Annotated in this window: 20 protein-coding genes; 6 read left to right on the top strand and 14 right to left on the bottom strand. The window is 68.3% G+C overall.

The annotated features are described in order from the left end of the window. Positions 1-57: 57 nt before the first annotated feature. The 4 genes from ACXU4B_RS12840 to ACXU4B_RS12825 form a co-directional block, all read right to left on the bottom strand. Positions 58-1,641 (bottom strand): hybrid sensor histidine kinase/response regulator, encoded by a 1,584-nt coding sequence (locus tag ACXU4B_RS12840; protein WP_131411918.1) that lies wholly within the window; start codon positions 1,639-1,641, stop codon positions 58-60. A 42-nt stretch (positions 1,642-1,683) separates the two neighbouring features. Beyond that, complete coding sequence (locus ACXU4B_RS12835; protein ID WP_131411920.1) at positions 1,684-2,130, bottom strand: response regulator; 447 nt, start codon at positions 2,128-2,130, stop codon at positions 1,684-1,686. Beyond that, on the bottom strand, positions 2,127-3,923 hold the full coding sequence (locus ACXU4B_RS12830) for a sensor histidine kinase (protein WP_131411922.1): 1,797 nt from the start codon (positions 3,921-3,923) through the stop codon (positions 2,127-2,129). Before ACXU4B_RS12830 ends, ACXU4B_RS12835 begins: the two co-directional genes overlap by 4 nt. A gap of 104 nt (positions 3,924-4,027) precedes the next feature. Further along, the gene (locus ACXU4B_RS12825; RefSeq protein WP_131411924.1) at positions 4,028-6,406 is read right to left on the bottom strand and encodes a GH92 family glycosyl hydrolase; all 2,379 of its coding nucleotides are present in this window, start codon (positions 6,404-6,406) and stop codon (positions 4,028-4,030) included. A 153-nt stretch (positions 6,407-6,559) separates the two neighbouring features. Here ACXU4B_RS12825 and ACXU4B_RS12820 point away from each other — a divergent pair, with 153 nt between their 5' ends. From ACXU4B_RS12820 to ACXU4B_RS12805, 4 genes are read left to right on the top strand one after another with little or no spacing between them, the layout of a single operon-like run. Further along, positions 6,560-7,606, top strand: coding sequence for a LacI family DNA-binding transcriptional regulator (locus ACXU4B_RS12820; protein ID WP_131411926.1), 1,047 nt, complete (start codon positions 6,560-6,562; stop codon positions 7,604-7,606). A 15-nt stretch (positions 7,607-7,621) separates the two neighbouring features. Then, positions 7,622-9,316, top strand: coding sequence for a sugar MFS transporter (locus ACXU4B_RS12815; protein ID WP_131411928.1), 1,695 nt, complete (start codon positions 7,622-7,624; stop codon positions 9,314-9,316). 10 nt (positions 9,317-9,326) lie between these two features. Further along, complete coding sequence (locus tag ACXU4B_RS12810) at positions 9,327-10,304, top strand: carbohydrate kinase family protein (protein WP_131411930.1); 978 nt, start codon at positions 9,327-9,329, stop codon at positions 10,302-10,304. Then, positions 10,301-11,518 carry an AGE family epimerase/isomerase gene (locus ACXU4B_RS12805; protein WP_131411932.1) on the top strand — a complete coding sequence of 406 codons (1,218 nt, stop codon included), beginning with the start codon at positions 10,301-10,303 and terminating at the stop codon, positions 11,516-11,518. The genes ACXU4B_RS12810 and ACXU4B_RS12805 overlap by 4 nt, the downstream gene beginning before the upstream one ends. Before the next feature lie 36 nt (positions 11,519-11,554). Here the strand turns inward: ACXU4B_RS12805 and ACXU4B_RS12800 are convergent, their stop codons facing one another. The 3 genes from ACXU4B_RS12800 to ACXU4B_RS12790 all read right to left on the bottom strand — a co-directional run bounded on the left by ACXU4B_RS12800 (position 11,555) and on the right by ACXU4B_RS12790 (position 15,013). Beyond that, entirely contained in the window at positions 11,555-12,508 is a 954-nt protein-coding gene (locus ACXU4B_RS12800) for a hypothetical protein (protein WP_131411934.1), read from the bottom strand. A gap of 90 nt (positions 12,509-12,598) precedes the next feature. Further along, positions 12,599-13,225 carry a hypothetical protein gene (locus ACXU4B_RS12795; RefSeq protein WP_131411936.1) on the bottom strand — a complete coding sequence of 209 codons (627 nt, stop codon included), beginning with the start codon at positions 13,223-13,225 and terminating at the stop codon, positions 12,599-12,601. A 57-nt stretch (positions 13,226-13,282) separates the two neighbouring features. Beyond that, entirely contained in the window at positions 13,283-15,013 is a 1,731-nt protein-coding gene (locus tag ACXU4B_RS12790) for a mechanosensitive ion channel family protein (protein ID WP_165583224.1), read from the bottom strand. 263 nt (positions 15,014-15,276) lie between these two features. Here ACXU4B_RS12790 and ACXU4B_RS12785 point away from each other — a divergent pair, with 263 nt between their 5' ends. Both ACXU4B_RS12785 and ACXU4B_RS12780 read left to right on the top strand, forming a co-directional pair. Continuing rightward, entirely contained in the window at positions 15,277-16,092 is an 816-nt protein-coding gene (locus ACXU4B_RS12785; protein ID WP_131411940.1) for an SDR family NAD(P)-dependent oxidoreductase, read from the top strand. A 517-nt stretch (positions 16,093-16,609) separates the two neighbouring features. Next, complete coding sequence (locus ACXU4B_RS12780; protein ID WP_458910883.1) at positions 16,610-16,987, top strand: DoxX family protein; 378 nt, start codon at positions 16,610-16,612, stop codon at positions 16,985-16,987. 148 nt (positions 16,988-17,135) lie between these two features. On the opposite strand, the gene ACXU4B_RS12775 is transcribed toward ACXU4B_RS12780, so the two are convergent. The 7 genes from ACXU4B_RS12775 to ACXU4B_RS12745 all read right to left on the bottom strand — a co-directional run bounded on the left by ACXU4B_RS12775 (position 17,136) and on the right by ACXU4B_RS12745 (position 26,126). Continuing rightward, a complete protein-coding gene (locus ACXU4B_RS12775; protein ID WP_131411944.1) occupies positions 17,136-19,595 on the bottom strand; it encodes a tetratricopeptide repeat protein in 2,460 nt (819 codons plus the stop codon). A gap of 124 nt (positions 19,596-19,719) precedes the next feature. After that, positions 19,720-21,042, bottom strand: coding sequence for a BatD family protein (locus ACXU4B_RS12770; RefSeq protein ID WP_131411946.1), 1,323 nt, complete (start codon positions 21,040-21,042; stop codon positions 19,720-19,722). Beyond that, the gene (locus ACXU4B_RS12765; RefSeq protein ID WP_131411948.1) at positions 21,039-22,664 is read right to left on the bottom strand and encodes a vWA domain-containing protein; all 1,626 of its coding nucleotides are present in this window, start codon (positions 22,662-22,664) and stop codon (positions 21,039-21,041) included. The genes ACXU4B_RS12770 and ACXU4B_RS12765 overlap by 4 nt, the downstream gene beginning before the upstream one ends. A gap of 3 nt (positions 22,665-22,667) precedes the next feature. Continuing rightward, the gene (locus ACXU4B_RS12760) at positions 22,668-23,690 is read right to left on the bottom strand and encodes a VWA domain-containing protein (RefSeq protein WP_131411950.1); all 1,023 of its coding nucleotides are present in this window, start codon (positions 23,688-23,690) and stop codon (positions 22,668-22,670) included. Then, positions 23,677-24,180, bottom strand: coding sequence for a DUF4381 domain-containing protein (locus tag ACXU4B_RS12755; RefSeq protein ID WP_131411952.1), 504 nt, complete (start codon positions 24,178-24,180; stop codon positions 23,677-23,679). The genes ACXU4B_RS12760 and ACXU4B_RS12755 overlap by 14 nt, the downstream gene beginning before the upstream one ends. 4 nt (positions 24,181-24,184) lie before the next feature. Beyond that, complete coding sequence (locus ACXU4B_RS12750; RefSeq protein WP_131411954.1) at positions 24,185-25,135, bottom strand: DUF58 domain-containing protein; 951 nt, start codon at positions 25,133-25,135, stop codon at positions 24,185-24,187. Positions 25,136-25,145: 10 nt separating this feature from the next. Next, positions 25,146-26,126, bottom strand: a complete 981-nt coding sequence (locus ACXU4B_RS12745) for an AAA family ATPase (protein ID WP_131411956.1) — start codon at positions 26,124-26,126, stop codon at positions 25,146-25,148. Between the last annotated feature and the right edge of the window lie 15 nt (positions 26,127-26,141).

Below are 26,141 nucleotides of genomic sequence, written 5' to 3'. Positions count from 1 at the left end.
CGGGGGGCCGCACCAGGTGCGGCCTTTCCCGTGACTGCCCGCGCCCGAGCCGGCGCGCTAGGGCAATCCGTCCGGCAACTGCGTCGCGGCGCTGGCCTCCAGCGCCTCGCGCACGGTGCGCAGCAGCTTCTGCGTCGAGATAGGCTTGTCGACCAGGTAAAGGTGCTCCATCACCGGCAGCTCGTCCATGTCCGGCGGCGCATCGGGTCGCGCCAGCAGCAAGACGGCGCGGCGATAGCCGTGTTCGAACAGCGCGGCCAGCGTGCGCACGCCCGTGAAGAGGTTCATGTCCGCATCCAGCACGACGAGGTCCGGCACGCCCTGCGCCTCGATCCACTGCAGCGCCGCCGTACCGCTCTGGCTGGCGTGCGCCTGGTAACCCCACGAGTCGAGCGTGTCGACCAGCAGCGACAGCTGGCCGGCCTCCTCCACCACGACCAGCACGCGCTCGGCCTCGCCCTGCAGGTTCTCGTCGTCCTGCTCCTCGACCGACTCGATGGGCATCGGCGCGGTCAACGGAAGATAGATGTGGAAACAGGTGCCAACCCCGCAGCGGCTTTCCACCCGCATGACACCGCCGTGCGCCGCCACGATGCGCTTGCAGGAGATCAGGCCCAGGCCGGTGCCGCCGTCCTTGGTGGTGAAGAACGGCTCGAACATGCGCTCCAGCACCTCGTCCTCCATGCCGACGCCGGTGTCGGAGACACTCAGGCACAGGTAGTTGCCCTCCTGCGCCTCTTCACCGGTGTGAAAAAACGTGGCCGGCAAGGCCTGCTGCGATGACTGGATATGCAGCCTGCCGCCCGACGGCATGGCCTGGATGGCGTTCAGGCAGAGATTGAGCAGGCACTGCTGCAGCTCGGTGTGGTTGCCGTCGAAGGTGATGTCCGGGTCGCAGGGACTCATGTCGAGCACGATGGCGCGGGGCACGCTGCCCTGCAGCAGCAGGGCCAGCGCATCGAGCAGCGCGCCAACCCGCACCTGCTCGGCACGCCGGGCGCCACGCGCGAACGACAGCATCGACTGCACCATGTCCAGGCCCCGCTTGCCGCAGTCGCGCACCAGCCGGCCCAGGCGCGCGAGGCGCGGGTCCTGCTGGTAGTCCTGCAGGCTGTCACCCGCCAGCAGCAGGGGCTGCAGCAGGTTGCGCAGGTCGTGGCTGAGGCCGCCGGCCAGCATCGCCAGGCTCTCGAAGCGCTGCGCGCGGATCAGTTCCGCCTCGGCGCGCCGCCGCGCACGCTGCGCGTCGGCCTCGCGCAGGGCCCGGCGCACGGCCGAGGCCAGCCGCGCCGGATTCTGCTTGAGGATGTAGTCGGTGGCGCCGTTGCGCAGCGCCTCGATCGCCGCCTCCTCGCCCAGCGTGGCCGAGACGAAAATGAAGGGGAGGTCCTGGTCGCGCTCACGCAACAGGTCCAGCGCGCGCTGCCCGGAGAAGCCGGGCATGCTCAGGTCGGACAGCACGATGTGCGGCTGGAATTCGTCCAGCGCGGCCAGGTAGTCGCGCTCGGCGTCCACCAGGCACACGTCGTACTCGATCGCGTCGGCGTCCAGCTCCGACAGCACCAGCTCGGCATCGAGCTGGCTGTCCTCGATCTGCAGTACTCGTATTCTGGGGAGTCCCCAGGGATGCCTGTCCGCCATCTGCAACTCCATAGGGAGAATACCCCGCTCCCGTGATACCACTCAGTCCTGCTCCGGCCCCTGGTTGAGCACGGCCCAGAACTGCCCCAGCGTGCGTACCGCCTCGAAGAACTGGTCGACGTCCACCGGCTTGATCACGTAGGCATTCGCGCCGATGTCCCAGCTCCGCGCCAGGTCGCTTTCCTCGCGCGACGAGGACAGGATCACCACCGGCACGCGGCGAAAGCGCTCGTCGGCACGCAGCTTGGTAAGCACTTCCAGGCCGCCCATGCGCGGCATCTTGATGTCGAGCAACACCACGGCCGGGTTGATCGGCTCGCGCCCTGCCCATTCACCGCGGCAATAGAGGAAATCCAGGCAATCCACGCCGTCCTCGACGTGCACCACCGGGTTGGCCAGGTACGCGCCGTTGAGCGCGTCCATCGCCATTTCGGCATCGGCGAGGCTGTCTTCGACAAGCAGGATGGTTCGGATGTCCCGTTGGTTCATGGCCGCCTCTGCGCAAAGCTCTCTGCCAGGTCGGACGATGGCAGGGTGAAATGGAAGCGTGCGCCCTGGCCGGGTTGCGCATCGGCCCATACCCTGCCCCCATGGCGTGACACGATACGCCTTACGTTCGCCAGGCCAATGCCGTTGCCCGGGAATTCGGAGGCGCGGTGCAGCCGCTGGAACACGCCGAACAGCTTGCCGGCGTACTGCATGTCGAAGCCCGCGCCATTGTCGCTGACCACGAATTCGTAGCTGCCGTCGCGGCCGCGCTGCACGTCGACATCGATGCGTGCGACCTCGCACTTGCCGGTGTATTTCACCGCGTTGCCCAGCAGGTTCTGCCACACCGTGCGCAGCATGTTCTCGTCGCCGATGACGATCGGCAGCGGTGCGATCGACCAGACGATATGGCGCCCGTGGGCATCGGTCTCGGTGAGTGCACGCGCCTCGTCGGCCAGCGACTGCATGTCCACCGGCTGCAGGCGCAGCGCGCCGCGACCCAGGCGCGAGAACACCAGCAGGTCCTCGATCAGCAAGGCCATGCGGCGGGCGGCATCGTTGATCACCTCGATGTAGTGCTGCGAGCGCTCGTCGGCATTCTCGCCCAGGTGCTGCTGCAGCTTGCCGGCGAAACCGCTGATGTGGCGCAGCGGCGCGCGCAGGTCGTGCGACACCGAGTAGCTGAAGGCCTCCAGCTCGCGATTGACGTCCGAGACCTGCTCGACTTTGCCTTCGAGCTGGCGATTGAGCTCCTTGACCTGCTGCTCGACCAGCGCGCGCGCGGTGACGTCGCTGAGCGTGAGCAGCAGCACCGGATCGCCGCCGCCATCCTGCTCCAGGCGCCGGGCATTGATCACCACGTGGCGATCGACGCCGTCCACCGTGCGCTGGATCAGTTCGTAGTCCCACAGTTCGCGGTCGAGCAGCAGCACGTCGTTGAGCCGCTGCAGCAGCGCGCTGTCGGTCCACGCGCCATCGCCGATCTCGGTCAGCGGCAGCGACTGGCGGAAATCCGGCGGCAATCCGTAGAGTTCGCCGAAAGCCGCATTGACCAGCAAGGTACCCAGGCTGGTATCGAGCAGCGCGATCGGCTCGCGCACCGCCTGCACGATCAGTTGCGAGCGCTGCACCGCCTGCCCTTCGCGCACCTCGGCCCGCAAGCGCCGGCTGATCTGGCGCTCGGACACGATCACCACGATGGTGAGCAGGACGATCTGCGCGATGGCCGTGATGGCCAGCGCGAGGCTGCTGTTGAACGACTCGCGCTGCGCCTCCGCGCGCCGCGCCAGCAGGACGTTGTTTTCGTTGCGGACGATGCCGTCGATCAGGTCGTCCATCTTGAACAGCAGGGCCGAGTCGCGCATCGCCTCGGTGGCGCCCTTCGCGTCGCCCTTCTCCTGGCGCCGGACGGCCTGCCCGGTCAGCGCCAGCTTGCCGTTGACGGTGGAGCTCAGCGCGCCGATCAGGGTCTGCTGGTCGGGACTGTCGCGCGTCATGTCGCGCAACTGGGTCAACAGGCCCGGAATCTCGTGGCTGGCCCGCTCGGCGCGCAGCCGGACCTGCGCGGACGTATCGCCATCAATGAGGCGATAGATCGCCGCCTCGCTGTCGCGTGTCACATAGGCGATGCGGTAAGTGAGGGATTTGACTTCCGACGAGTGCGTGACGCGCTCGCCGGCCGCCAGCGCCTCACGCGAGCCACTGCGCGTCACCATGTAGGGCAAGGCGACGATCACCAGTACGGCAAACAGCAGGCCGCCCAACCGCCAGCGCAGGGCCATGCGGTCCTTCATTGCAGGCCGCAGCGTCGACGCCAATTTCCAGGATGAGCGCAACATGTCAGGCATGGTTGCAGAACTAACCCAGCTTTTACCACCTCCAATTAGGGGCTTTCTGCTTAACCTTTAGTAGGGTTAGCCTGACCTGCCGCACTGCCCATGGCGCTCATCGACGAAGGTCGCGTGGCGGGCTGCTGGCCCCAGTCGCGGTTCGGCGTCGCCTGCATGACGAAATGCAGCTCGCCACCGGCCAGGATCTCGCCGTGCCGCAGGAACACCCGCTCCAGCGGCTTGCCGTTGAGCGTCACCGCGCCGACATAGGGGTGGCTGGCGTCCATCGGGCTGGCGCTCACCGTGAAGGTCTTGCCGTTGGACAGGTGCAGGGTGGCGCGCGGAACGAAGGGCCGGCCGATGGCGTACTCGTCGCTGGCGGGCGTCACCGGGTAGAAGCCCAGCGCCGTGAACACGTACCAGGCCGACATCTGGCCCAGGTCGTCGTTGCCGGCCAGGCCGTCCGGGCGCGTGGCGTACTGGCTGTCCATGATCTGCTTGAGGCGCTTCTGCGTCTGCCAGGGCGCACCGGCATAGTCGTACAGGTAGGCCAGATGGTGGCTGGGCTCGTTGCCGTGGGCGTACCAGCCGATCAGGCCGGTGATGTCCTCGACATGGGCGAAGCGCGCCGGATCCACCCTGGCGTCGAACACGCTGTCCAGCCGGGCCACGAACGGCGCATCGCCCCCCATCGCGCGGACCAGGCCAGCCACGTCCTGCGGCACGTACCAGGAGTACTGCCAGGCATTGCCTTCGGTGTAGTCGGTGCCATAGCCGGCGGCATCCGGATCGAACGGCTCGCGGAAGGCGCCATCGGTCTTGCGGGCGCGCATGAAGCCGGTCTTCGGGTCGTAGGCGTTGCGCCAGTTGCCGGCGCGCTGCTCGAAGGTGGCAGCCACGTCCTTGCGCCCGATGGCCCGGGCCATCTGGGCGAGCGACCAGTCGTCGTAAGCGTACTCGAGCGTCTTGGACGCGCCTTCCGGTTCCTTGTCGATCGGCACGTAGCCGAGCTTCATGTAGTCGCCCAGCCCACCGTAGGGCGCGTAGGTCGCGCTCGCCACCATCGCCTTCAGCGCCGCCTCGGTGTCAAAGCCGCGCACGCCCTTTATGTAGGCATCGGCGATCACCGGCACGGCGTGGTAGCCGATCATGCACCACGTCTCCAGCCCCTGGTACGCCCACACGGGCAGGATCCCGGCCGGACTGGTCTCGCGCGCGGCGATCAGCGAACGGATGAAGTCCGTGCTGCGCCCGGGCATCAGCAAGGCCATCAGCGGCTGTTGCGCGCGATAGACGTCCCACAGCGACCAGGTCGAATAGAACTCGAACTTGCCGTTGCGGTCGGTGGCCTGGTGCACGGCCCCGTCCGGGCCACGGAACTGCCCGTTCACGTCCATGCTCAGCGTCGGCGACAGCAGGGCGTGGTAGAGCGAGGTGTAGAAGCTGACGCGCTGCTCCCTGGGCCCGTCCACGTCGATGACCGCCAGCGCCTTGTCCCACGCCGCGCGTGATTCGGCGCGACGCGCGTCGAAGTCCCAGCCCTGGGCCTCCTGGTCGAGGTTGGCCATGGCGTTGTCCTCGCTCACCGACGAGATCGCCACCTTGACGCCCAGCGGCTGCTTCAGCTCGCCGAAGTCGAACACGCCCACCAGCGCGCGGCCGTTCTGCGCGTCATGGTCCTGCGGCTGGTTGCCCGGGCCGGCGAAACCCTTGTAGACGATGTCCGTTTCGCGGTTATAGAGCGTGCGGGATCGCAGCGGCTGCGAGAAACGCATGGCGAAGCACAGCTCCCGGCCTGGCGCCCAGCCGCGCGTGGTGCGGCAGCCGCTCACGCTGCCGTCCTCGCGCACGCGCAGGCGGGCCCACAGCACCTTGCCGGGGTAGTCGTAGATGCTGGGACGCAGATCCAGCAGCAGGTGGGCGGGCTTGCCGGCCGGAAACGTGTAGCGATGCCAGCCCACGCGGGAGCCCGCGGTCAGTTCCGCTCGGATGCCGTAGTCCTTGAGCGTGACGGCGTAGTAGCCCGCCTCCACCTTCTCGCTGTCATGGCTGAAATGCGAGCGGTAGCCGCTGCCAGGCCGCGCCGGATCGCCCGGCTCCAGCGGCACGTCGCCAGCCACCGGCATCACCAGCACGTCGCCGAGATCCGAATGACCGGAGCCGGAAAAATGCGTGTGCGAGAAACCCAGCAGGCTGCTGTCGGCGTACTGGTAACCGGCGGCCCATTTATAGGCGTGCTTGAAGTCCGGCATGGCCGTGTCCGGCGACAGCTGGATCATGCCGAACGGCAGCGTCGCGCCGGGAAAGGTATGTCCGTCGCCACCGGTGCCGATGCGCGGATCCACGTCGCCGGCGTGGCCGACGGCCGCCTCCGCGGCCCCCGGGGACAGTGACAAGGCAGCGGCCAGCAGGCCGGGCAACAGCGCACGGATGGGCAGACAGGTCATGGATTTCCCCGGGTGTCGAATTTGAATCGTTCTAAACACGGAAGCTAACACTGCCCCGGGAGCGGAGGCATGCTGCGCCGCGCCATCGATTCCAGTACCGTTCCCGGCCAAAGGCAGGTTACCTTTGGATCGTTCTAATCACCGTGGCCTGCAATGGAAAGCCAGACCCCTGTTGGTCGCAAGATCACCCTGAATGACATCGCTGCCGGATGCGGCGTCTCGCGTGCCACCGTCTCGCTCGTGCTGCGTGGCAGCCCGTTGGTGAACAAGCTTACCCGGACCCGCGTGGAGGAAGAACTGCGGCGCCAGGGCTATGTGTACAACCGGGCCGCCGCCAACTTGCGGCGGCGCACCTCGTCGAGCATCGCCCTGGTGGTCAACGAGCTGGCCAATCCGTTCTTTGCCGAGTTTGCCGCCGGCGTGGACGAAACCCTGGGCGCGGCCGGCTTCGTCACCCTGCTGGGCAGCACCGGCGAGTCGGCCACGCGCGAGCAGGCGGTGCTGGGCTCGCTGGTCGAACATGGCCCGGCCGGCATCATCCTGTCGCCGGCCGAAGGCAGCGAGGCCTGCCATGTACTGGCGGCGGTCGGCGCGCACACGCCGGTGGTGCTGTTCAACCGCGAACTGGGCGGCACCATGCCCGAGTACGCGCACTGGGACCGCCTGATGCTCGACAACCACCGCGGTGCGCGGCTGGCCACCGAGCACCTGATCGCGCGCGGGCATCGACGCATCGCCTTTTTCGGTGGCCACGACGATTCCAGCTCGTGCCGCGAGCGCCGCGCGGGCTACCAGCAGGCCATGCAGGCCGCCGGGCTGCCGATCGCCGCGCACTGGCGCGTGGAAAGCGCGCTCACCCGCGTGGATGCCGCGCGCCAGAGTCATGCGATGTTCGACGGCGACACCTCGCCCACCGCGGCGGTTTGCTACAACGACGCGGTGGCGCTGGGCCTGATGCTCGGGCTGCACCAGCGCGGCCTGCAACCGGGGCGTGATTTCGCCGTCACCGGCTTCGACGACATTGCCGAAGCAGCCTTCACCATGCCGCCGCTGACCACGCTGTCCACCGCGCCACGCGCGCGCGGACGCCAGGCAGCCGAACTCATCCTGGCCCGCCTGCGTGTACCGCAGGCACCGGCGGGCACCGTTATCGCGCCGGTGGAGCTGGTGGTGCGCGAAAGCAGTTGTCCGCCACTCTGACCTACGGGATCCCGCATGGCCTTCGCAGCCCCTCCCTCGCCGTCGTCGGCCACGCCGCCGGCCGCCGGCAAGACGCGCTACACCGACTACCCCATGGCGATGGCGGTATCCACCACCATCTTCTTCATGTGGGGATTCCTCACCGTCCTCAATGACATCCTGATTCCGCACCTGAAATCGGTGTTCGAGCTGAACTACTCGCGCGCGATGCTGGTGCAGTTCACCTTCTTCGGCGCCTATTTCCTGATGTCGCTGCCGGCCGGCAAGCTGGTGGCCGTGCTCGGCTACAAGAAGGGCATCGTCGCCGGCCTCGCCACGGCGGCGCTCGGCGCGTTCGGCTTCTGGCCGGCGGCGCACCTGCATTCGTACCCGGCCTTCCTGGCAGCGCTGTTCGTGCTCGCCACCGGCATTACCGTGCTGCAGGTGGCAGCCAATCCCTACGTCGCGCTGCTGGGCCCCGAGCGCAACAGCTCGAGCCGCCTCACCCTGGCGCAGGCGATGAACTCGCTGGGCACCACGCTGGGTCCCTGGTTCGGCGGACTGCTGATTCTGGCGGCCGTGGCCACGGCGGTGCCCGACGAGGTGCGCAAGGCGCCGGCCACGGTGGAGCTGGTACAGGCGCTCAACAGCGGCGCGCCCGCGCAGGCGCTGGTCGCCATGCAGCAGGCACCGGACGATCGCCTGGTGGCGGCGCTGGGCGATGTCGCCGGCAATTCGCTCGAGCGCCTGCCGACCGCCGACGTGGTGGCACGACTGGATCGCCTCTCGCCCGCCTTGCTCGGCGACACGCTGGACAAGTTGCCCGGGACGCAACTGATCGCCACCCTGGCGGCGCAGACACCGGCACGGCTGGACACGCTGCCGACCGAGCGCCTGGCCGGCGCGCTGGACAAGCTCACCGCCTCGCGGCTGGATGACGCCGACGCGGCGAAGCTGCAGTCGATTCGCGGCCAGCTGTTGCCGGCCACCCAGCAGAAGCTCGGCGACTATCGCCAGAAGCAGGCCGAACTGGTGCAGCTGCCCTACCTCGGCCTCGGCCTCGCGCTGGTCGCCCTGGCCGTCGGCGTGTGGCTGTTCCGCCTGCCCGCGCTGACCGAGGCGACCGAGCGGGCGGACAAGGTCCACCACACGCTGCTGGACGTGCTGCGCCATCCGCATGTGTTCTTCGGCGTGCTGGCGATCTTCTTCTACGTCGGCGCCGAGGTCTCGATCGGCAGCTTCCTGGTGAACTACCTGTCCTTGCCCGACATCGGCCACATGAGCGAGCAGCGCGCCTCGCGCTTTGTCTCCATGTACTGGGGCGGCGCCATGGTCGGTCGCCTGGCCGGTTCGGCCCTGCTGGTGTGGTTCAACCCGCGCCGCCTGCTGGCGGTGTTTGCCGCCATCGCGGGCTTGCTGGTGCTCACCACCATGCTCACCCACGGCACGGCCGCGATGGCGAGTGTCATTGCCATCGGCCTGTTCAACTCGATCATGTTCCCGACCATCTTCGCGCTGGGCATCGAACGCATGGGGCCGCTGACCGGCAAGGCGTCGAGCCTGCTGATCATGGCCATCGTGGGCGGTGCGCTGCTGCCGCTGGCGCAGGGTTTCCTGGCCGATCGCTTCGGCATCCAGCATGCGTTCGTGCTGCCCATGCTGTGTTACGGCTACATCGTTTTCTATGGCCTGCGCGGTTCCCTGATCCGCACGCCGGCCTCCCCTGCCTGAGACTCACCGGATGTCACGCTCCATTCTTTGTTTCGGCGAAGCGCTGATCGATTTCCACAGCGAAGGCCTCGGTGAGTCCGGCTTTCCGCGCAGCTTCGTGCCTTACGCCGGCGGCGCGCCGGCCAACGTGGCCGTCGCGGTTGCGCGGCTGGGCGGTGCGGCCGCCTTCGCCGGCATGCTCGGCAACGACCTGTTCGGTGACTTCCTGCTCGACAGCCTGCGCCGCGCGGGCGTCGACACCGAAGGCGTGGCGCGCACCGGCGAGGCCAACACGGCGCTGGCCTTCGTGTCGCTCGACGCCGGTGGCGAACGCAGTTTCAGCTTCTATCGCCCGCCGTCGGCCGACCTACTGTTCCGGCCGCACCACTTCCGCGAGGATGGCTTCGGCGACGCCGCGGTCTTCCATGTGTGTTCCAACAGCATGACCGATCCGGCGCTGGCGGAAACCACGCGGGAGGGCATGCGCCGTGCGCAGCAGGCCGGAGCGCTGGTGAGCTTCGACCTCAACCTGCGCCCCGCCCTGTGGCCTGCCGGCGTCGAGCCGCGCCCCCTGCTGTGGCCGGCACTGCAGCTGGCCGATGTGGTGAAGCTCAGTGCGGAGGAGTTCGCGTGGCTCGCGGTCGATGGCGAGGAGGCCGTGCTCGAACGCCTGTGGCAGGGTCGCACGCGCCTGCTGGTGGTTACCGACGGGCCGAACCGGTTGCGCTGGTTCCACCCTGACGTGGAAGGCGAGCTGCCCGTCTATGCCGTGCCCGCCGTCGATACCACCGCTGCAGGCGATGCGTTCGTGGGCGGACTGCTGTTCAAGCTCGCCGGTCTCGATGCCACCAGCGATCGCGTCGATCACCTGGTCACCGAACTGCCGCGCCTGCACGCCGCGCTGCGCTTTGCCGCGGCCTGCGGCGCCCTGACTGTCACTCGCCAGGGCTCGTTCACGGCCATGCCCGACGAAGCCGAAGTGGCCGGTTTCATGGAGAACCACGCATGACCACGCCCGCCACGCCCGATTTCCGCAGCGAGGCTTTCCTGCGCGCGCATATCGCGCAGACCATGGCCTTCTACCATCCGCGTGCGATCGATCCCGCCGGCGGCTTCTTCCACTACTTCAAGGACGACGGCACGGTGTACGACCGCAGCCATCGCCACCTGGTGAGCAGCACGCGCTTCGTCTTCAACTACGCCATGGCCGCGCGCGAATTCGGCAACCCCGACTATCTCGACGCCGCCCGCCACGGCCTGCGTTACCTGCGCGAGGCGCACCGCGATCCGTCCACCGGCGGCTACGCCTGGACCCTGCGCGACGGTAGGCCGGAAGACCGCACCAACCATGCCTACGGCGTGGCCTTCGTGCTGCTGGCCTATGCCACCGCGTGCAAGGCCGGCATCGCCGAGGCGCAGGCATGGATGGACGAAACCTGGCAGTTGCTCGAGGCGCGCTACTGGGATGCCGCTGCGGGCCTGTATCGCGACGAGGCGGACGAGCACTGGAATTTCAGCGGCTACCGCGGCCAGAACGCCAACATGCACATGTGCGAGGCCATGCTCGCCGCCTACCAGGCCAGCGACGAGCCACGCTATCTCGAACGCGCGCTGGCGCTGGCCGATCGCATGACGCGCCAGCAGGCGGCCAAGGCAGGTGGCCTCGTATGGGAACATTACGACGTCGACTGGAACGTGGACTGGGACTATCACCGCGATGACCCCAGGCACCTGTTCCGCCCGTGGGGCTTCCAGCCCGGCCACCAGACCGAGTGGGCCAAGCTGCTGCTGATCATGGAGCCGCTGCTGCTCGAACGCGGACGCGAGGAGAACTGGCTCGCGCCCACCGCGATGAAGCTGTTCGACACCGCGCTTGACCGCGCGTGGGACGACCAATCCGGCGGCATCTGCTACGGCTTCGCGCCCGACGGCAGCGTGTGTGACGACGACAAGTACTTCTGGGTGCAGGCCGAATCGCTGGCCGCCGCCGCGCTGCTGCATGCGCGCACCGGGCTTGCCGCGTACGACACGTGGTACGAAAAGCTGTGGGCGTATGCGTGGCAGCATTTCATCGATCATGAGCACGGCGCGTGGTACCGCATTCTTTCGCGCGACAACCGCAAGGTCGATGACGAGAAGAGTCCGGCCGGCAAGACCGACTACCACACCATGGGCGCTTGCTACGAAGTGATGGAACTGGTGCGTGAAGGCGGCGTGCCCTGAAGCCTTGCCGCCACGAAGCCGCCCTCAGGGGCGGCTTCAGTCGAAGCTGACCGCCAGCCCCAGCGACACGCCCTTGACGTTTTGTCCGAACACGTAGCGCACCACGGCGCGCGCGCGGTAGATCCACAGCGGATGGTATTGGCTGGTATCGAGCTCCAGGCCTGCGCCCAGCGAGGTGAGGTGGTTGAAGCCGAGCACGTCGGCATCCTGCCCGAGATAGGTGGTGTGCGCGAACTCCAGCACGTAGCGCACCGGGCGATCGAAGGCATGCCAGCCGATCGGCGCGCGCCAGCGCGCCCACAGGCCGACATTCTCGTTGCGTGAACTGCCCTGCACGGGCGGCGAGGAATCATTGGTGCTGTGCAGTCGGATATTCGTGTAGCGCAGCTCCACGTCTACTTCGTGGGTGGGCCGGTAGTCCTGGTAGTCGAGCATCAGCGAGCCGCCAATGCCGGCAGCGTCCAGGCGGCCATGGGCAAGAAAATCCACGTCGACATTGGTGTTGTTCACGACGACCTGGCCGGACACCTTCACTTCGCTTTCCACGCGACCGTAGCTGCCGTTGATGATGGGCCGCAGCACCAGCCGGTCCGTCAGGTGGAAATCCCAGCCAATCCCGGCGGTGGCGATCTCGCTGTCCCAGCGCGTCGGCAGCGATTGCGCCTGCTCGCCGTTGGTGGCGACGAAGCTTGGATCGTAGCGGGCGTATCCCAGCGTGCCCTCCAGGTAGATGGGCACGCTCTTGCTGATGGTGAAGCCACCGCCGATCGACGAGTTGTTGAACGACGGGTCGTCGGTGCCGGGATTCTTGATCGACAGCGAGCCGGAAGTGACATCGGGCGTCTGCGAATAGCCCATCAGCGCGAGCATGCCGTTGGCGCGCCGCTGCAGGTTGGCCTGCACGACATCGAGTATGGGCCGGTCCTGTGCCGACGCTGCCAGCGGCACCACCAGGCACGCCAGCGTCGCCAGCAGCAGCGCCTGCTTCACGAATCACCTCGCGCCATCACCGGGCAAACCCGCGCTCGCCGGGGACAGCAGGGACGGCCAGCGGGCGGCCATCCCCCTGCCGCCCAGCCCCTAGGGCTTGGCCTTGGCCTTGGGCGTGACGGTCACAGCCAGTCCTTCGACATAGGTGACGCGAACCATGTCGCCCACTTTCAGATGCTTCATCTTGGCCTGGCGCGCCGGATCCTTCACCTCGATCACGCGCGGGTTGCCGTCCTCGCCGGTCAGCGTCACGGTGTGGTTCTTGAGATCCACGGCGGTGAGCTTGGAGGTAACCGACAGCGACTGGCCCGTCTCGCCGCCGGGCGCGGAACCCTTGGGCGCCCTCGTCGTGCCGCTTTCGTACTCCACGCCGGCCTCGGCACTCTTGGCGGGTAGGATCTCCAGCGCCGCGGCGCGCTGGTAGTGCGCGGTCACCTGGTCACCGACCTTGACCTGGTCGAGGTTCTTCACCTCGGGGCCAGCCTTGATCGTCTCCTCGTTACCCTTGGGACCACGCAGCGTGACCATGCGCGTTGCCTGGTCGATCTTCATCACCGTCGCGGTGAGCGTGGCTTCCTCACGGCCCAGTTCGTGCGCCGTGCTGGTGACGGTCGAGGTGTGCGCCGCCTCCTGCGGTTGGGCAAGCACATAGGCCGGCGTCGTCATGGCCATGGCGGTGGCCAGCACATACCAACGGGAATAATGCAGCTTGTTCATCGTGACAACTCCTCTGGGTCGGGTGGGCTGGTGCCTGGATGCATGGCCGCTGGTGGCTCAGACGGGCGGCTTGCCGTCGGGTTGCGTGACGCTGGGCGTGGTCGGCCCGGTGGCAGCGCGTGGAGCGGAATCCGCCGGGACCGTGGCGGGCGACGCGTACCACTGTTCCGGTGGCACCCAGACCTTTTCGTCGGGTTGCCGGCGGAAATGTGGCGACATGATCTGTACGCCGAACTCGTTGAAGGCGTCCACGATGTTGCGGTTGAGGTCCGACAGCGTCTGGATGTAGACGGACGGCCGCAGCGTGCCCACGTTGAGCTGGTACTCGATGTAGTAGTCGGCAAGCGATCGCTGCAGCACGAACGGACGCGGCTGTGCCAGCAGGTCTGGCGTGCGCGCGGCGGCCAGTTCCAGCAGGGCGACCACCTGCCGCCAGGGCGAGTCGTAGCCGATGGTCACCGTGGTGGTCAGCAACAGCCCGGTCGACTGGGACTGCCGCGTCATGTTGCGCAACGGCGTGGAGGACAGCACCGAATTGGGCACGGTGACTTCCTCGCGCGTGCGGGTCACCAGCTTCAGCGACAGCGTGCCCATTTCGAGCACGGTGCCCTCATGGTCGCCCACGTGCACGAAATCGCCTGCCCGCACTGCGCGCGAGTAAAGCACCACCAGGCCACTCATCACCTGGTTCACGATGCCGGCCGAACCCAGCGACAGCATCAGGCCGAGGAACACGCTCACGCCCTTGAACGCATCGCTGCCGGCGCCGGGAATGTAGGGATAGGCCACCACCAGCGCGAACAGCCAGATCATCACCGACACCAGCCGACGGGTGACGGCGGCGGTCGGCGCCTCCAGCCAGCCCACTTGCACGGTGCCGCTCGAAACCGCATGGAACCAGGCGCCGACCAGCCGCACGATGGCGCGCGCGATCAGAAAGATCACCAGCAACGTCAGCAGGTTCGGAAGCTGGTTGACCAGGCCGGTCGCCATGCGCAGGCCGATGTCGATCAGATACTCACCGAGCTGCGCGCCCCAGGGCCGGCTATACGGGAATTGTCTGAGCACGTAGCTCAGCCACAGGTAGCCGAAGAACAGCATCAACAGCAGGCGCAGCAACGCGACACTGCGGCGCAGCACCGTCCAGACCAGCGGACGCAGGTCGAAACCGGCGATGTCCAGGCGCAGGCGTGCGTCGGTGACGGCGATCAGCTTGTGCTGCGCGAAGCGATTGAGCCGGACCAGCAGCCAGCACAAGGCAGCCAGCAGCACCGTGGCCAGTGCGCCGAGCAGGATGCCGTTCAGCAGCAGCCTGGGCTGCCGTGCCTGTGCGCGCTCGCGGATGACGCCGCGCAACGTGTCCACCGCCTGCACGCCCGCCTGCTCGACCGCCGCACGATCGCCGCTCTCCACATCGCCCGGCAGGACGCCGAACAGCACCAGGTTGCCCGCCCGAACCATGGCGCCGCGGTCTTCGCCCGATTCGGTCCAGCTGACGGTGATGTCTTCCGGTTTCAGTCTGTCGATTACGCCATCGATGCGTTCGCTGGCGGCTTCCGCCCGCTCGGCGGGCTCCACGCCGTGGAACGGCGCATGCAGCGTGATGATGCTGCGGTTCCACACCACGATGGACGAGCCGGCCGTCCCTTGTTCCAGCGGCGATGGTGCGGTGGACGCAGGTGCAGGATGTTCGGCGGCCGTCGCCGTGAACGACACCGCCATCGCCAGCCCCAGCATGCAGAGCACGCTGCCCAGCGACGTCCACGCCGTGCTCCGCGTCCGCCGCACGGCGCCGTCATGCGCGTGCGGGCGCATTCGGCAGGCCGGGCCAGCAGCCATGGAGGACAAGTCATTCACAGCGTGCATGTTCAGCCATGAGGGACTGGCTACACGAGCGTAAAACCACTCATGCACGCTAGGTAGTTTTACTGGCCGCAGGCCGTGGCGGCGACACCACCGTCAGGCGTATCGTCCCCGGCTACGAGCCGTCGCACCGAGGTGGGCAGCGCATGCGGCCCGCGAACCACCGCTCCCAGCTGGAGACGTTCGCCATGTCATCGACCGGGTCATTGGACACTGCACTTGTTACCGGCGCGTCGACGGGCATCGGCGCCGCCTATGCCGATCGACTCGCCCAGCGGGGGCATGACCTGGTGCTGGTGGCGCGCAACCTCGACAAGCTCCAGTCACTGGCCGGTCGGCTGGTGCGTGAGCGTCGCGTGAAGGTGGACATTCTTGCGGCTGATCTCACCTCGCCGGCGGATCGCGCCAGGGTCGAGCAACGCCTGCGCGACGACGAAACGATCGGCATGCTGGTCAACAACGCCGGCACGGCGAGCGGCGGCGCGCTGGCCGCAGGGTTGGTGGACGACGTGGCGTCGATGATCGAACTCAACGTGGTCGCCCCTTCGCGGCTTGCCGGCGCCATCCTGCCGCGCCTGCTGGCACGCGGGCGCGGCAGCATCATCAACGTCGCTTCCGTGCTTGCGCTCGCGCCCGAACTGTTCGGCGGGGCCTATGCCGCCAGCAAGAGTTATGTCCTCACCTATACGCTGGCACTGCACCAGGAGGTCGGCGATCGCGGCATCCGCGTGCAGGCCGTGTTGCCCGGCGTCACCCGCACCGACATCTGGGAACGCTCGGGCAATGACGTCAACGCCATCCCCGCGCACATGATCATGGAGGTGGACGAGATGGTGGATGCCGCACTGGCCGGCTACGACCTGGGCGAGGTGGTCACGATTCCCTCGCTGCCGGACATCGAGGACTGGAACCGCTACGACGCCGCGCGCCGGCTGCTGGCGCCCAATCTCTCGCGCGACCACGCCGCCGACCGCTACAAGAGCGATATCGCGGAAGATGCCTGAATCGCGCACTACTGACACCAGCCTTGCGCCACCATCAGTGAGCCGGCCGCCCCATGAGCATGATCGACGACATCGGCGCCGGCCTGGACGACCCGGAACAGTTGCGCGCCTTCATCGGCTCGGGCCAGCGACCGGGCATGGCCCACTCCCTCGATTTCGACCTGGCAAGTGTCGACGATGGCGTGGCCGTGTTTGCCGGCATGCCCGCGGCCCACGCCTATAACCCATGGGCATCGCATGGCGGCCAGAACGCCACCCTGCCTGATTCCGCCTACCGGGCCCCGACGGCCGGCTGCATGCCACGGCGACCTCCACGCTGCTGGTCATGGAGAGGTAGCGACGGACGTCCGTTCCTGCACGCCAGACAGACCCTATCCGCACGTCGCGCGAGATATAGTGGGGTCGACCGCACCGCCTGGCGGCGGCGGTCGGCGCGGACACCATGCCCGCATGCGCCACGTGCATTCACGGGAGAACGACCATGCGATATTCGCTATTGGAAGGCAGCAGGGACGGGATGCTTCTCGTCGCCCGCCTATTGCTGATGATCCTTTTCGTGATCTTCGGCTGGAGCAAGCTGACCGGCTTCAGTGGCACCGCCGCCTACATGGCCTCGGTCGGACTGCCGCTCCCGTCGGTCACCGCCGCGATTGCCGTCATCATGGAGTTCTTCGTGGGGCTGGCCATCGTGATCGGCTTCTACACCCGGCCGCTGGCCCTGGTGCTCGCGCTTTACACCATTGCCGCGGCGGTGATCGGCCATCAGTTCTGGAACATGATCGACCCCAATCGCCTGGGCGCCATGATCAACTTCTACAAGAACGTCAGCATCGCAGGCGGTCTGTTGCTGCTGTGCCTCACCGGCCCGGGCCGGTATTCGCTGGACAAGAAATAGACGTCCAGCTCGCAGCCCGCGCTGGCGCGGGTTGGCCGCCCGGCATCGCAGGCACGGGCGGCCATGGGTCCCGGCGCTGCCCGTAACCATGCAGGAATGCATCGTCGGGCGCCGTGACGCCGCCCGGTAGACGGCAGGCGCGCCGTGTCTACTTCGCCTCGTCTCCCTGCACGCTGTGCAGCAACTGCTGCGCCTCGCCCGACTGGGGCACCACGGCGACGAGCCGGCTGGCGTATTCGCGCGCTGCCCTGGCGTTGCCGGCGTCGCGCTCGAGTCCGGCCAGGGCGAACAGCAGCGAGGGATCGTAAGGCGACGCCACCAGCGCCTTGCCCAGCACCGCCCTGGCCTGCCCAGCCTGTCCCGCCGAACTCAAGGCCACGCCGTAGACGTAGGCGAAGCGGGCATTGGACGCATCGGCCTCGCTGGCACGCCGGAGCCAGCCCAGCGCTTCCTGCGGCTGCTTCTGGCGGATCAGGGCCAAGCCCTTCGCATGCATCAGGCTGGCATGGCCCGGGGCGGCCCGCAGGCCCTCGTCGAGCACGCGCGCCGCGTCGTCTTCGCGGCCCAGCGAGCGGTACATGTCCGAGAGATTCACATAAGCTGGAATGAAATCGGGCTGCAGCCTGAGCGCCTGGCGGAACGCCTGTTCCGCCTGCGCCGTGTCGCCGCGCTCGGCGTAGACGATGCCCAGGTCGTAGTGCGATTCCGGGCGCTCGGCAATGGCCTGCTGGGCCTGCACGTAGGCAGCGAACGCGCGATCGCGCGCGGCCCGCTGGCCGGGATCGAGCTGGGCATCGGCTACGCCGGCCAGCACGCGACCCGCTTTCACGCGTACGTCGAGCACCGGATCATAGGCCAGCGGCGCCGCCAACGGACCACGCACCTCGGGCGGAAACGCGGTCAGCGCTTGCAGCGCGGCGGCCCGCATCAGCGGGTCCGCCTCGGCCAGTGCGGCCTGCAGCGTCGGCACGGCAGCGGGGCTGGCGTAGTGCGCCAGTTCGCTGACCGCGGTGGCGCGTGCGATGCCGGGCGAGGTGGTGTCGGCGGCCAACGTGGCAAGCAGCGATGCCGCGCCTGGCCTGCCGTGGCGTGCCGCATCCAGCGCCTCGACGAAATGCTGGTAACCCTTGCGCTCCGGACCGTGCGCCTTTTCGATGGCGTCGGCCGCCCACTGCGCACCCTTGTCCGCATGGCACTGGGCACACGCATTGGGCACGCCGAACGCCAGCGTCAGGTCGGGGCGCGGCACGCGGATGGAATGATCCGGGCGCGCATTGATCACCATGTAGTTCTTTGACGGCATGTGGCAGGCGACGCATTGCGTGCCGGCACTGCCCTGCCGGTGCATGTGGTGCGCGGCGGTGTCGTAGACCTTCGGTGCATGGCAACTTTCGCACAGCGCATTGCCCGGCGCGCGCGTCTTGCCGCTGTGCGGGTCGTGGCAGTCGCTGCAGGTAACGCCCCTGGCATACATGCGGCTTTGCAGGAACGAGGCATACACGTAAACCTCGTCCAGTTGCTGGCCATCGGCATGGTAGCGGCCCTGCTCCAGCAGCACGGGATCATGCGTATCCATCAGGCGCCCGGTAGGTGCGCTATCGCGGGCAATGATGCTGCGGCGCGCGTGGCATGCCGCGCAAGTCTCGACCTCGCGGTGCGAGGCGAGCGGCGCGCTGCGGATGGCATTGCCGGTGGCGCCGTCGGGCACCCAGTGCACGCCCCGGCGCTCGTCGAGCGCGATGGCCAGGCCACGCGTCGGGTCGGACCGCTTGCGGTCGGCATCTCCCGCAGCCCACTCCACATGGCGCGAGCCGGGCCCGTGGCAAGCCTCGCAGGCCACGCTGATCTCACCCCATGTCGTGCTGAAACGGTCGGCGACGACGTCGTAGTTGCGCCCCACATGGGTGGAATGGCAATCGGCGCACATGTAGTTCCAGTTCTGGTTGAGGCGCGTCCAGTGCAGGCTGTCGTGCGCGTCGATGCGCTCCCCGGGATAGAGGTTGAACCAGCGCTGCCCGCCTGCCGCTGCCGGCCTGGCGTCCCATGCCGCGCGCAGCGCCTGCATGCGTCCGTCGGGAAACGCCACCAGGTACTGCTGCAGCGGGTAGACGCCGAAGGTGTACTTCACCTCGAATTCGGCCGGCTTGCCGTCCGCGCCGTCGGTCTTCACGAAGTAGGCATGGTCACGCCGGAAGAAACGTGCGGTGGATCCATCCTGCTTCAGCACGGAACCGTCGAAGCGTCCGGCCACGGTGTTCGCATCGGCGACCTGCATGGCCTGCGCGTGATGAGACTGCTGCCATGCCGCTGCCTCGCCGGCGTGGCACGCGCCGCAGGCCTGCGCGCCGACGTAGTGCGCCGGCGCCACGACGGGAGTCGCGGCCGTGGCGGCGGGAGTCGGCGACGAGGCCGTCGCGGCCACGGGAACCACCTTGGCGGGCGACGGCTGATGCAGCCACCAGGCACCCAGCGACACGAGCAGCAGCAGGCCGATCGCAAAGGGAAGCCACCACCATCGGCTGGCACTGGCCGCGGGTGGCGAAGGAGGTGCGGTGGGTGGCGTTACCGTCGAGGAGCGTCGGCCATGGCGCTTCTTGGAACGTCCCATCCCTTCCTCCCGGATTCCACCCGCATGAGAACGAGGCGTGCCCGTGCCGGCGCGGCGCCAGGTCGGCTGTCCTTGGCATGGTAGCCGGCGCGGGCGATGACTTCGTGAAAGCGCGGACGGCGGATCAAGCGGGATTCAACGGCGGCAACGAGGTGGCAAGGCGCGCCCGCCGTTCGCTCTGCTTCCAGCGTCGCCGCGCCGATGACAAGCCGTCGACCATCTGCGCCGCCGCCCACGATACCGGTGACTCCCCATACAGCGCCGCCTGCAATGCGTTCCACTGATCGCGCAAGGACGCATCACCGAATCGCCTGCACCACTCGTCCGGCGTGGCAGGTCCGCCGTCGTCCGCGCAACGCCTCACCCACGCATCGACGGCCGCATGCAGCATGGCCGCCGAGGTGGCGTGGCGCTGGCGACGCACGGCGGCAAACGCGATCCGCTCGGCATGGCGACGCCGATAGCGCCATGCCTGGTACTGCGCATGGATCTTCTGCAGGCGTCGACGACCCAGCCACGCGGCGGCGCCCAGCGCGGCCAGCATCACCAGGCCCAGGCCGAGGTCACTACCAAGGAAGGTCAACACGCGCGGCATGATGCCCTGGCCCGGCAGCGCAAAGCGCGGCGTGGCCGGCGCACCCCACCATGCGTAGAAATGCACGGCGGGCACGCGGGTGGTTCGCCAGAGGCGACTGCGGCTGTCCATCCAGCGGACGCTCAGCGGTGGCAAGGTGTAGCGGCCGCGTTGCCGGATCACGTACGTCGCGGCGTCGACCCGGCTGCCCCCGACGAAGCCGCCGTGACTGCCGAACACATCCCGGGTGGTGGGCGGCGACGCGTAAAGCGCGAGCCCGTCCACCGCATCGAAGCTCACGGGTGGCAGCATCATGGCCGGCGCGCCCTGCGCGGTGACCTCGATGCGCCGCGTGACACTGTCGCCCACATGCAGTCCCCCGCCATCGGGCGTAACGACCTGCGTCACCGTGAGCGAACCGGCAACCACCGCCTCGGTCACCCCCGCCGGCAGCGGCAAGGCCTGCACCTGCAGGGTGAGCGGCAGCGTGCGCGCCGTGACCGGCGTCGAAGCGGCGCCGATGTGCGCCGTCACCTCGAAGGCGGGAAACTCCACGGCGCCCGACACCAGCGGCGTGATCAGATACGTGCGCGACACACCCGACCAGGTCACGCCGTCGATGGTCTCGACCAGGTGCCCGGGCGTCTCGTCGGACAACGCCAGGTAGACCCCATCGACATGCAACGCGGGCATGGCGGGTGCGTCGGTGAAGAACGAGGGCGTCAGCGCATCGACCTGGATGCGCGTGGTTTCGCCCTGCAGCAGCGTGCCCGCCGGCTCCTGGTGCACGCGCACCTGCAGCAGCGGCGACGGCTCGTCGGCAAGCACCAGGCCGGCCACCGACAGCAGCAGGCAGGCGAGCCACGCCTTCACGGCGACGGCTCCTTCGCCGGCGCTGCGGAGGAACTTGACGGCGGCGGGCCCTGGTCCTCGATGGTGAACTTGCTGCGCAGGAAGTCGGCCGGCGAGACATTGAGGTTGCGCATCCACACGGCGGCCGGCAGCTGGTCCTTGCGCGGCCCCATCACCTGCTCCTGCGCCTGTCCCTTCTTGCCCTCCTGGTCGAACTTCACTTCGTCCGGCCGCGTTTCCTCATCCTGGTCCTCGGGCGGCACCTGCTCGCGCTGCTTGATCAGCTGCGCCATCAGCCGGAGATTGTCCTGCGCCTCGGGGAAGGGATGCCGCAGGCGCAAGGCCTGGTCGAAGGCCGTCTTCGCCTCTTCGTATTCGAACTGGCGTGCATAGCAGTTGCCCACCATGAACACTGCGTCGGGACCCGGCAAGGTGGCGAACACTTTGCGCGCGTCCTCCCACCGGCCGTGTTCGTAGAGTGCGCGCGCCTTCCAGTACGGATCCTGGAAATGCGCGGCGGCCTGTTCGAAGTCGCGATGCTCGAAGTACCAGCGGCCCTGCTGGTCCGGCGTAAAAAACCAGTCGACGACGTGCCAGTCGCTGGCCGCGGCGGGCGCAGGCATCGCGCCGAGGCCGATGGCACCCAGCACGAACACCCAGCGCACCATCCAGCCGCGGCGGAACCACAGCAGCGCCAGCAGCGCGAGCGGATAGCACAGGTAGTAACCGTATTCCTTCCAGCGCACGGTGGAGGCCGGGTCGTGGATGATCTCCAGGTGATGCATGGCCTGGCGCTGCACCCAGCGCATGTCGTCGTCGCTGGTGGTGAGGCTGGCCAGCGGTACCTTCGCCTGCGACGACAGCCGCTGCAGCGCCGCGTCGTCCAGCCGCACCACCACCGGCGAACCGCCGGCATCGTTGACCTGGGCGCCCGCGGGCGCGCGCAGCGGCCCACCTGCGGTGGTTCCCGCCGCCAGCATCAACACCTGCTGGCGGGAGTGTTCGCGATGGGCGACGAACGCCGGGATCTGCGCGTCGTCGAAGCCACTGGTGAAGAACACGATGGTGCCGGGATCGCTTTCGGCATCCAGCAACCGGTCGGCCCTGGCCAGCGCAGCGCCCGCGTTGCGTCCCTTGCCCGCCAGCAGGTCGGTGGACAGCGCGGCGAGGAACATGTCCATCAGCGCCGGGTCGTCGGTGGGCGGCAACACCGTATGCGCGGTGGCCGCGTAGACGATCAGCCCCGTGCGCCCGCCCGCGCGCAAGGCCATCAGGTCGTGCACTTTCTGCTTCACACGCTCGAGGCGCGTGGGGGTCACGTCGATGGCATCCATCGCCGGCGACAGGTCGATGGCCACCACCAGCGGCGCACGATCCTCCGCGAATGGTGGCGGGTCCAGTTCCCAGGTCGGCCCGGCGCATGCGATGCCGCCAAGCATCAGCACGGCGCAGACGAAGTGGATCGGGCGTGGCCGCCAGCGCCCGCTGTCGCCCACCACCAGGTGCGCGAGCAGGTGCGGCGCGATCATGCCCTTCCAGCGCTGCAGCGGATCGTTGCGGCGCTGCCACCACCACGCCAGCAGCGGCCCCAGCGGCACCAGCAGCAGCCAGAGCGGACGCAGGAAGTGGAAGCCCTGGTCCATCGCTCACCCCGCCGACGCATCGGTGGCGGCAGCAGGCGCCTCGCGCCGGCGTGCCAGCGGCGCCCTCAGGCCGAGCATCAGCAGGTGATACGCCACCATCAGCAGCAGCGCCGCGCCCAGCGGGTAGTAGTAGAGCTTGACCTTGGGCCGATAGATCGAATGCTTCACCTTGCCGGGGGTCATGCGATCGAGCAGAGCATAGATGCCGGCCAGCTGCTCGCGGTTTTCGCCGCGGTAGCTATGGCCACCCGTCACCTGGGCAATGTGCCGGAGCGCGTCCAGATCGACGCGGTCTTCGCCGGTGGCATGCGGATCGCCGATACCGATGGTGTGGATCACGATGTGATGCTCCCTGGCGATGGCCGCCGCCTTTTCCGGGGGCAGGCGGCTGGCGGTGTCGTTGCCGTCGGTCAGCAGGATCAGTACACGGTCGCGCTGCTTCGAATGCCCGGTCATCTTCACCGCCATGCCGATGGCATCGCCGATGGCCGTCTGCGGGCCCGCCATGCTGACCCGCAGTTCGTCCAGCAGCTCGCGCACGGCCGCGTGATCGAGTGTCAGCGAGGTCTGCGGAAAGGCATGGGTGCCGAACACGATCAGGCCGATCCGGTCGGTACCGCGGCGCTGGATGAAGTCGCCGACCACGCCCTTCACCGCCGTCAGTCGATCGGTGCGGCGCCCCTGCGCGTCGACGAAATCCTGCGTGGCCATCGACCCGGACAGGTCCAGCGCCAGCAGCAGGTCACGCGCCGATTCGGTGCGCTCCACCGGCGGCTCCAGCCACTGCGGCCCGGCCAGCGCGAACACCACCAGCACCCAGCACAGCGGCGCCAGGATGCGGCGCAGCCAGTTGCCGCGAAGGACCACCGCGCCGCGGGCGGGAGTCTGCCCGGTGGCGCGCGCCAGTTCGTCGAAGAACGGCACGCGGATCGCGCGGGTACGCTCGCCATAAGGCGGCAACAGCCACCACGCCAGCAGGGGCAGGGGCAACACCAGCAGCCACCATGGATGCTCAAGCTGGAACATGGTCATCGATCCAGCGATGAAGCAGCGCCAGCAGTGCGTCCAGCTCGTCGTGGGCGATGTCGCCGTCGCCATAGGCGAGGCGTTCGAGATGCCGCCCCGGTCCGCGCGAAAAGTCCTGCCCGGCCAGCGTGCGATCCAGGAAACCCAGCCACGCATCGCCGCTCATCGGCCCCACCTGTGGCCTTGCTGCCCAGGTCAGCACGGTGCGCTTGACCAGCGCAGGCAAGGCATCGAGCGCCTGTGCGCGCCGTGCCGGATCCGCCACCGCGCCTTCGATCGCGGCCAGCTCCGCCTGCGCGGCGCGGCGATAGCGGTTGCGCCACCACTTGCGCCATTGCACCAGGGCCACCAGCAGGGCGGCCAGCAACAGCAGCGCAGCAACCACCCACCAGCCCGGCGCCTGCGGCGCCCACGACACCGGTGCTCGCGTCGCGATCTCCTTCAACTGGGCGATGGAGGCGGCAGGCGAATGGGCGTGTGGCGCGATCATCGGTCTAGGCTCGCTGCCGTGCGTAACGGCCCAGCAGCCGCGCCACCTGCATCACGGTCGGCTGCCCGGTGTCGATCGCCAGCATGGGGACGCCGCAGCGTTGCAACAGCTCCACCACGTCGTGCTGGCGCGCGTCGAACATGGCGCTCAACGGCTCGCGGATGGAGCGCTGGCGGAAGTCGAGCTCCACCTGCAGCTCGCCTTCGGTGACGACGATCTTTCCGCTGCTGGGTACCGCGCGCGCCGAGGGATCGAATACCAGAGCGGCCATGACGTCGTTGTGCGAGGCCAGTTCCCGCATCAAGGCCAGCGTGTGGTCGCCGGCGCCGAGGAAGTCGCTGATCACGCAGACCAGGTAGTCGTGCGTGGCCAGGTGCAACGCAGCGCGCAGCGCCGCGTCGAGCTGACCCGGGTTGGGGCGCACGGGGCTGTCGGCGCGGAGGGCCTGGTTGCAGCGCGCCACCGCGCCCAGCAGCGCCTGCACGCGGGCACGACTGCGATGGGGACGCATGGCTTCGATGCGGCCGTCGTCGAACACCACCGCCCCGGCCCGGTCGCCCGCACGAAAGGCCATCCACGCGCCGAGGGCGGCGATCTCGGCGGCCACTACCGACTTCATGGCGCGCTGCGTGCCGTAGAACATCGAGATGCGCTGGTCGACCACGAACAGCGCGGGCCGGTCGCGTTCTTCGGTATAGGAGCGCACCAGGGCGCGACCCACGCGCGAGGACGCCTTCCAGTCCAGGTAGCGCAGGTCGTCGCCGGGTACGTACGCGCGGATTTCCTCGAAGTTGAGCCCGCGCCCGCGCAGTCGCGACGCATGGCGCCCGGACAGCACGCTCTGGTTGGGACGATGCGGCGGCACGGCGAGGCGGCGCGCGTCGGCCTCCATGCGCATCAGGTGCGCGGGAGTGACGTAGACCGTGCCAATGTCGCTGATCTGCGCACGCGCCATGACCACGCCTTCAGGCAGGCACCGCCACCAGTTCCAGGATCCTGTCGATCACCCGATCGGCATGGATGCCTTCGGCGCTGGCGTCGTAAGTGAGAATGATGCGGTGGCGAAGCACGCTGTGCGCCATCGCGCGCACGTCGCCCGGGACCACGTGGGGACGGCCTTCCAGCCACGCGTTGACCCGCGACGTGCGCTCCAGCGCAATGCCGCCGCGCGGACTGGCGCCAATCTGTATCCACGACGCCAGCGTCTTGTCGTAGCGATCCGGGTGGCGCGTCGCGTCGATCAGGGCCATCACGTACTGCTCGATCGCCGGCGCCACGTGCACCCCATGGATCTCCGTGCGCGCCTCGAAAACGCGGGCCGGCTCGATGCGTCCGGCGGGCGCCTGCGCGCTGCCCCGGGCCGGGCCGACCTCCTCGCCGCGCACCAGCGCCAGCACGCCGATCTCGCTGGCGTTGTCGGGATAGTCGATCAGCACCTTCATCAGGAAGCGATCCAGCTGCGCTTCGGGCAGCGGGTAGGTGCCTTCCTGCTCGATCGGGTTCTGCGTGGCCATCACGATGAACAGCTCCGGCATCACGTGGGTGGTGCCGGCCACGGTGATCTGTCGTTCCTCCATCGCCTCCAGCAGCGCGGCCTGCACCTTGGCGGGCGCACGGTTGATTTCATCGGCGAGGATCACGTTGCCGAAGATCGGACCGGGCTGGAACTGGAAGATGTTCTGGCCGTCCTGCTGGTGCAGCACTTCGGTGCCGGTGATATCCGATGGCAGCAGGTCCGGAGTGAACTGGATGCGGCGCATCTGCGCGTCGAGGTTCTTCGCCAGGCTCTTGACCGCGCGCGTCTTGGCCAGGCCCGGCAGGCTTTCCAGCAGCAGGTGCCCATTGGCCAGCAAGCCCACGACCATCTGCCGGACCAGGTCGCGCTGGCCGATGATCGACGCTTCCATGTGCGCCTGCAGCGCCGTGATCGCCTCTCGTGCGTTCATGCTCGCCTACCGTGC

The sequence above is a fragment of the Dyella soli genome (genome assembly GCF_054482295.1).
This window is presented reverse-complemented; position numbering and strand designations above follow the sequence as displayed.

Bases quoted from the DNA above. Each gene is read 5' to 3' on its own strand.
- ACXU4B_RS12830 (WP_131411922.1), bottom strand. From the start codon at position 3,923: ATGAAGGACCGCATGGCCCTGCGCTGGCGGTTGGGCGGCCTGCTGTTT.
- ACXU4B_RS12775 (WP_131411944.1), bottom strand. From the start codon at position 19,595: ATGGGACGTTCCAAGAAGCGCCATGGCCGACGCTCCTCGACGGTAACG.
- ACXU4B_RS12805 (WP_131411932.1), top strand. From the start codon at position 10,301: ATGACCACGCCCGCCACGCCCGATTTCCGCAGCGAGGCTTTCCTGCGC.
- ACXU4B_RS12810 (WP_131411930.1), top strand. From the start codon at position 9,327: ATGTCACGCTCCATTCTTTGTTTCGGCGAAGCGCTGATCGATTTCCAC.
- ACXU4B_RS12835 (WP_131411920.1), bottom strand. From the start codon at position 2,130: ATGAACCAACGGGACATCCGAACCATCCTGCTTGTCGAAGACAGCCTC.
- ACXU4B_RS12825 (WP_131411924.1), bottom strand. From the start codon at position 6,406: ATGACCTGTCTGCCCATCCGTGCGCTGTTGCCCGGCCTGCTGGCCGCT.
- ACXU4B_RS12820 (WP_131411926.1), top strand. From the start codon at position 6,560: ATGGAAAGCCAGACCCCTGTTGGTCGCAAGATCACCCTGAATGACATC.
- ACXU4B_RS12780 (WP_458910883.1), top strand. From the start codon at position 16,610: ATGCTTCTCGTCGCCCGCCTATTGCTGATGATCCTTTTCGTGATCTTC.
- ACXU4B_RS12785 (WP_131411940.1), top strand. From the start codon at position 15,277: ATGTCATCGACCGGGTCATTGGACACTGCACTTGTTACCGGCGCGTCG.
- ACXU4B_RS12745 (WP_131411956.1), bottom strand. From the start codon at position 26,126: ATGAACGCACGAGAGGCGATCACGGCGCTGCAGGCGCACATGGAAGCG.
- ACXU4B_RS12815 (WP_131411928.1), top strand. From the start codon at position 7,622: ATGGCCTTCGCAGCCCCTCCCTCGCCGTCGTCGGCCACGCCGCCGGCC.
- ACXU4B_RS12795 (WP_131411936.1), bottom strand. From the start codon at position 13,225: ATGAACAAGCTGCATTATTCCCGTTGGTATGTGCTGGCCACCGCCATG.
- ACXU4B_RS12755 (WP_131411952.1), bottom strand. From the start codon at position 24,180: ATGATCGCGCCACACGCCCATTCGCCTGCCGCCTCCATCGCCCAGTTG.
- ACXU4B_RS12760 (WP_131411950.1), bottom strand. From the start codon at position 23,690: ATGTTCCAGCTTGAGCATCCATGGTGGCTGCTGGTGTTGCCCCTGCCC.
- ACXU4B_RS12750 (WP_131411954.1), bottom strand. From the start codon at position 25,135: ATGGCGCGTGCGCAGATCAGCGACATTGGCACGGTCTACGTCACTCCC.
- ACXU4B_RS12840 (WP_131411918.1), bottom strand. From the start codon at position 1,641: ATGGCGGACAGGCATCCCTGGGGACTCCCCAGAATACGAGTACTGCAG.
- ACXU4B_RS12765 (WP_131411948.1), bottom strand. From the start codon at position 22,664: ATGGACCAGGGCTTCCACTTCCTGCGTCCGCTCTGGCTGCTGCTGGTG.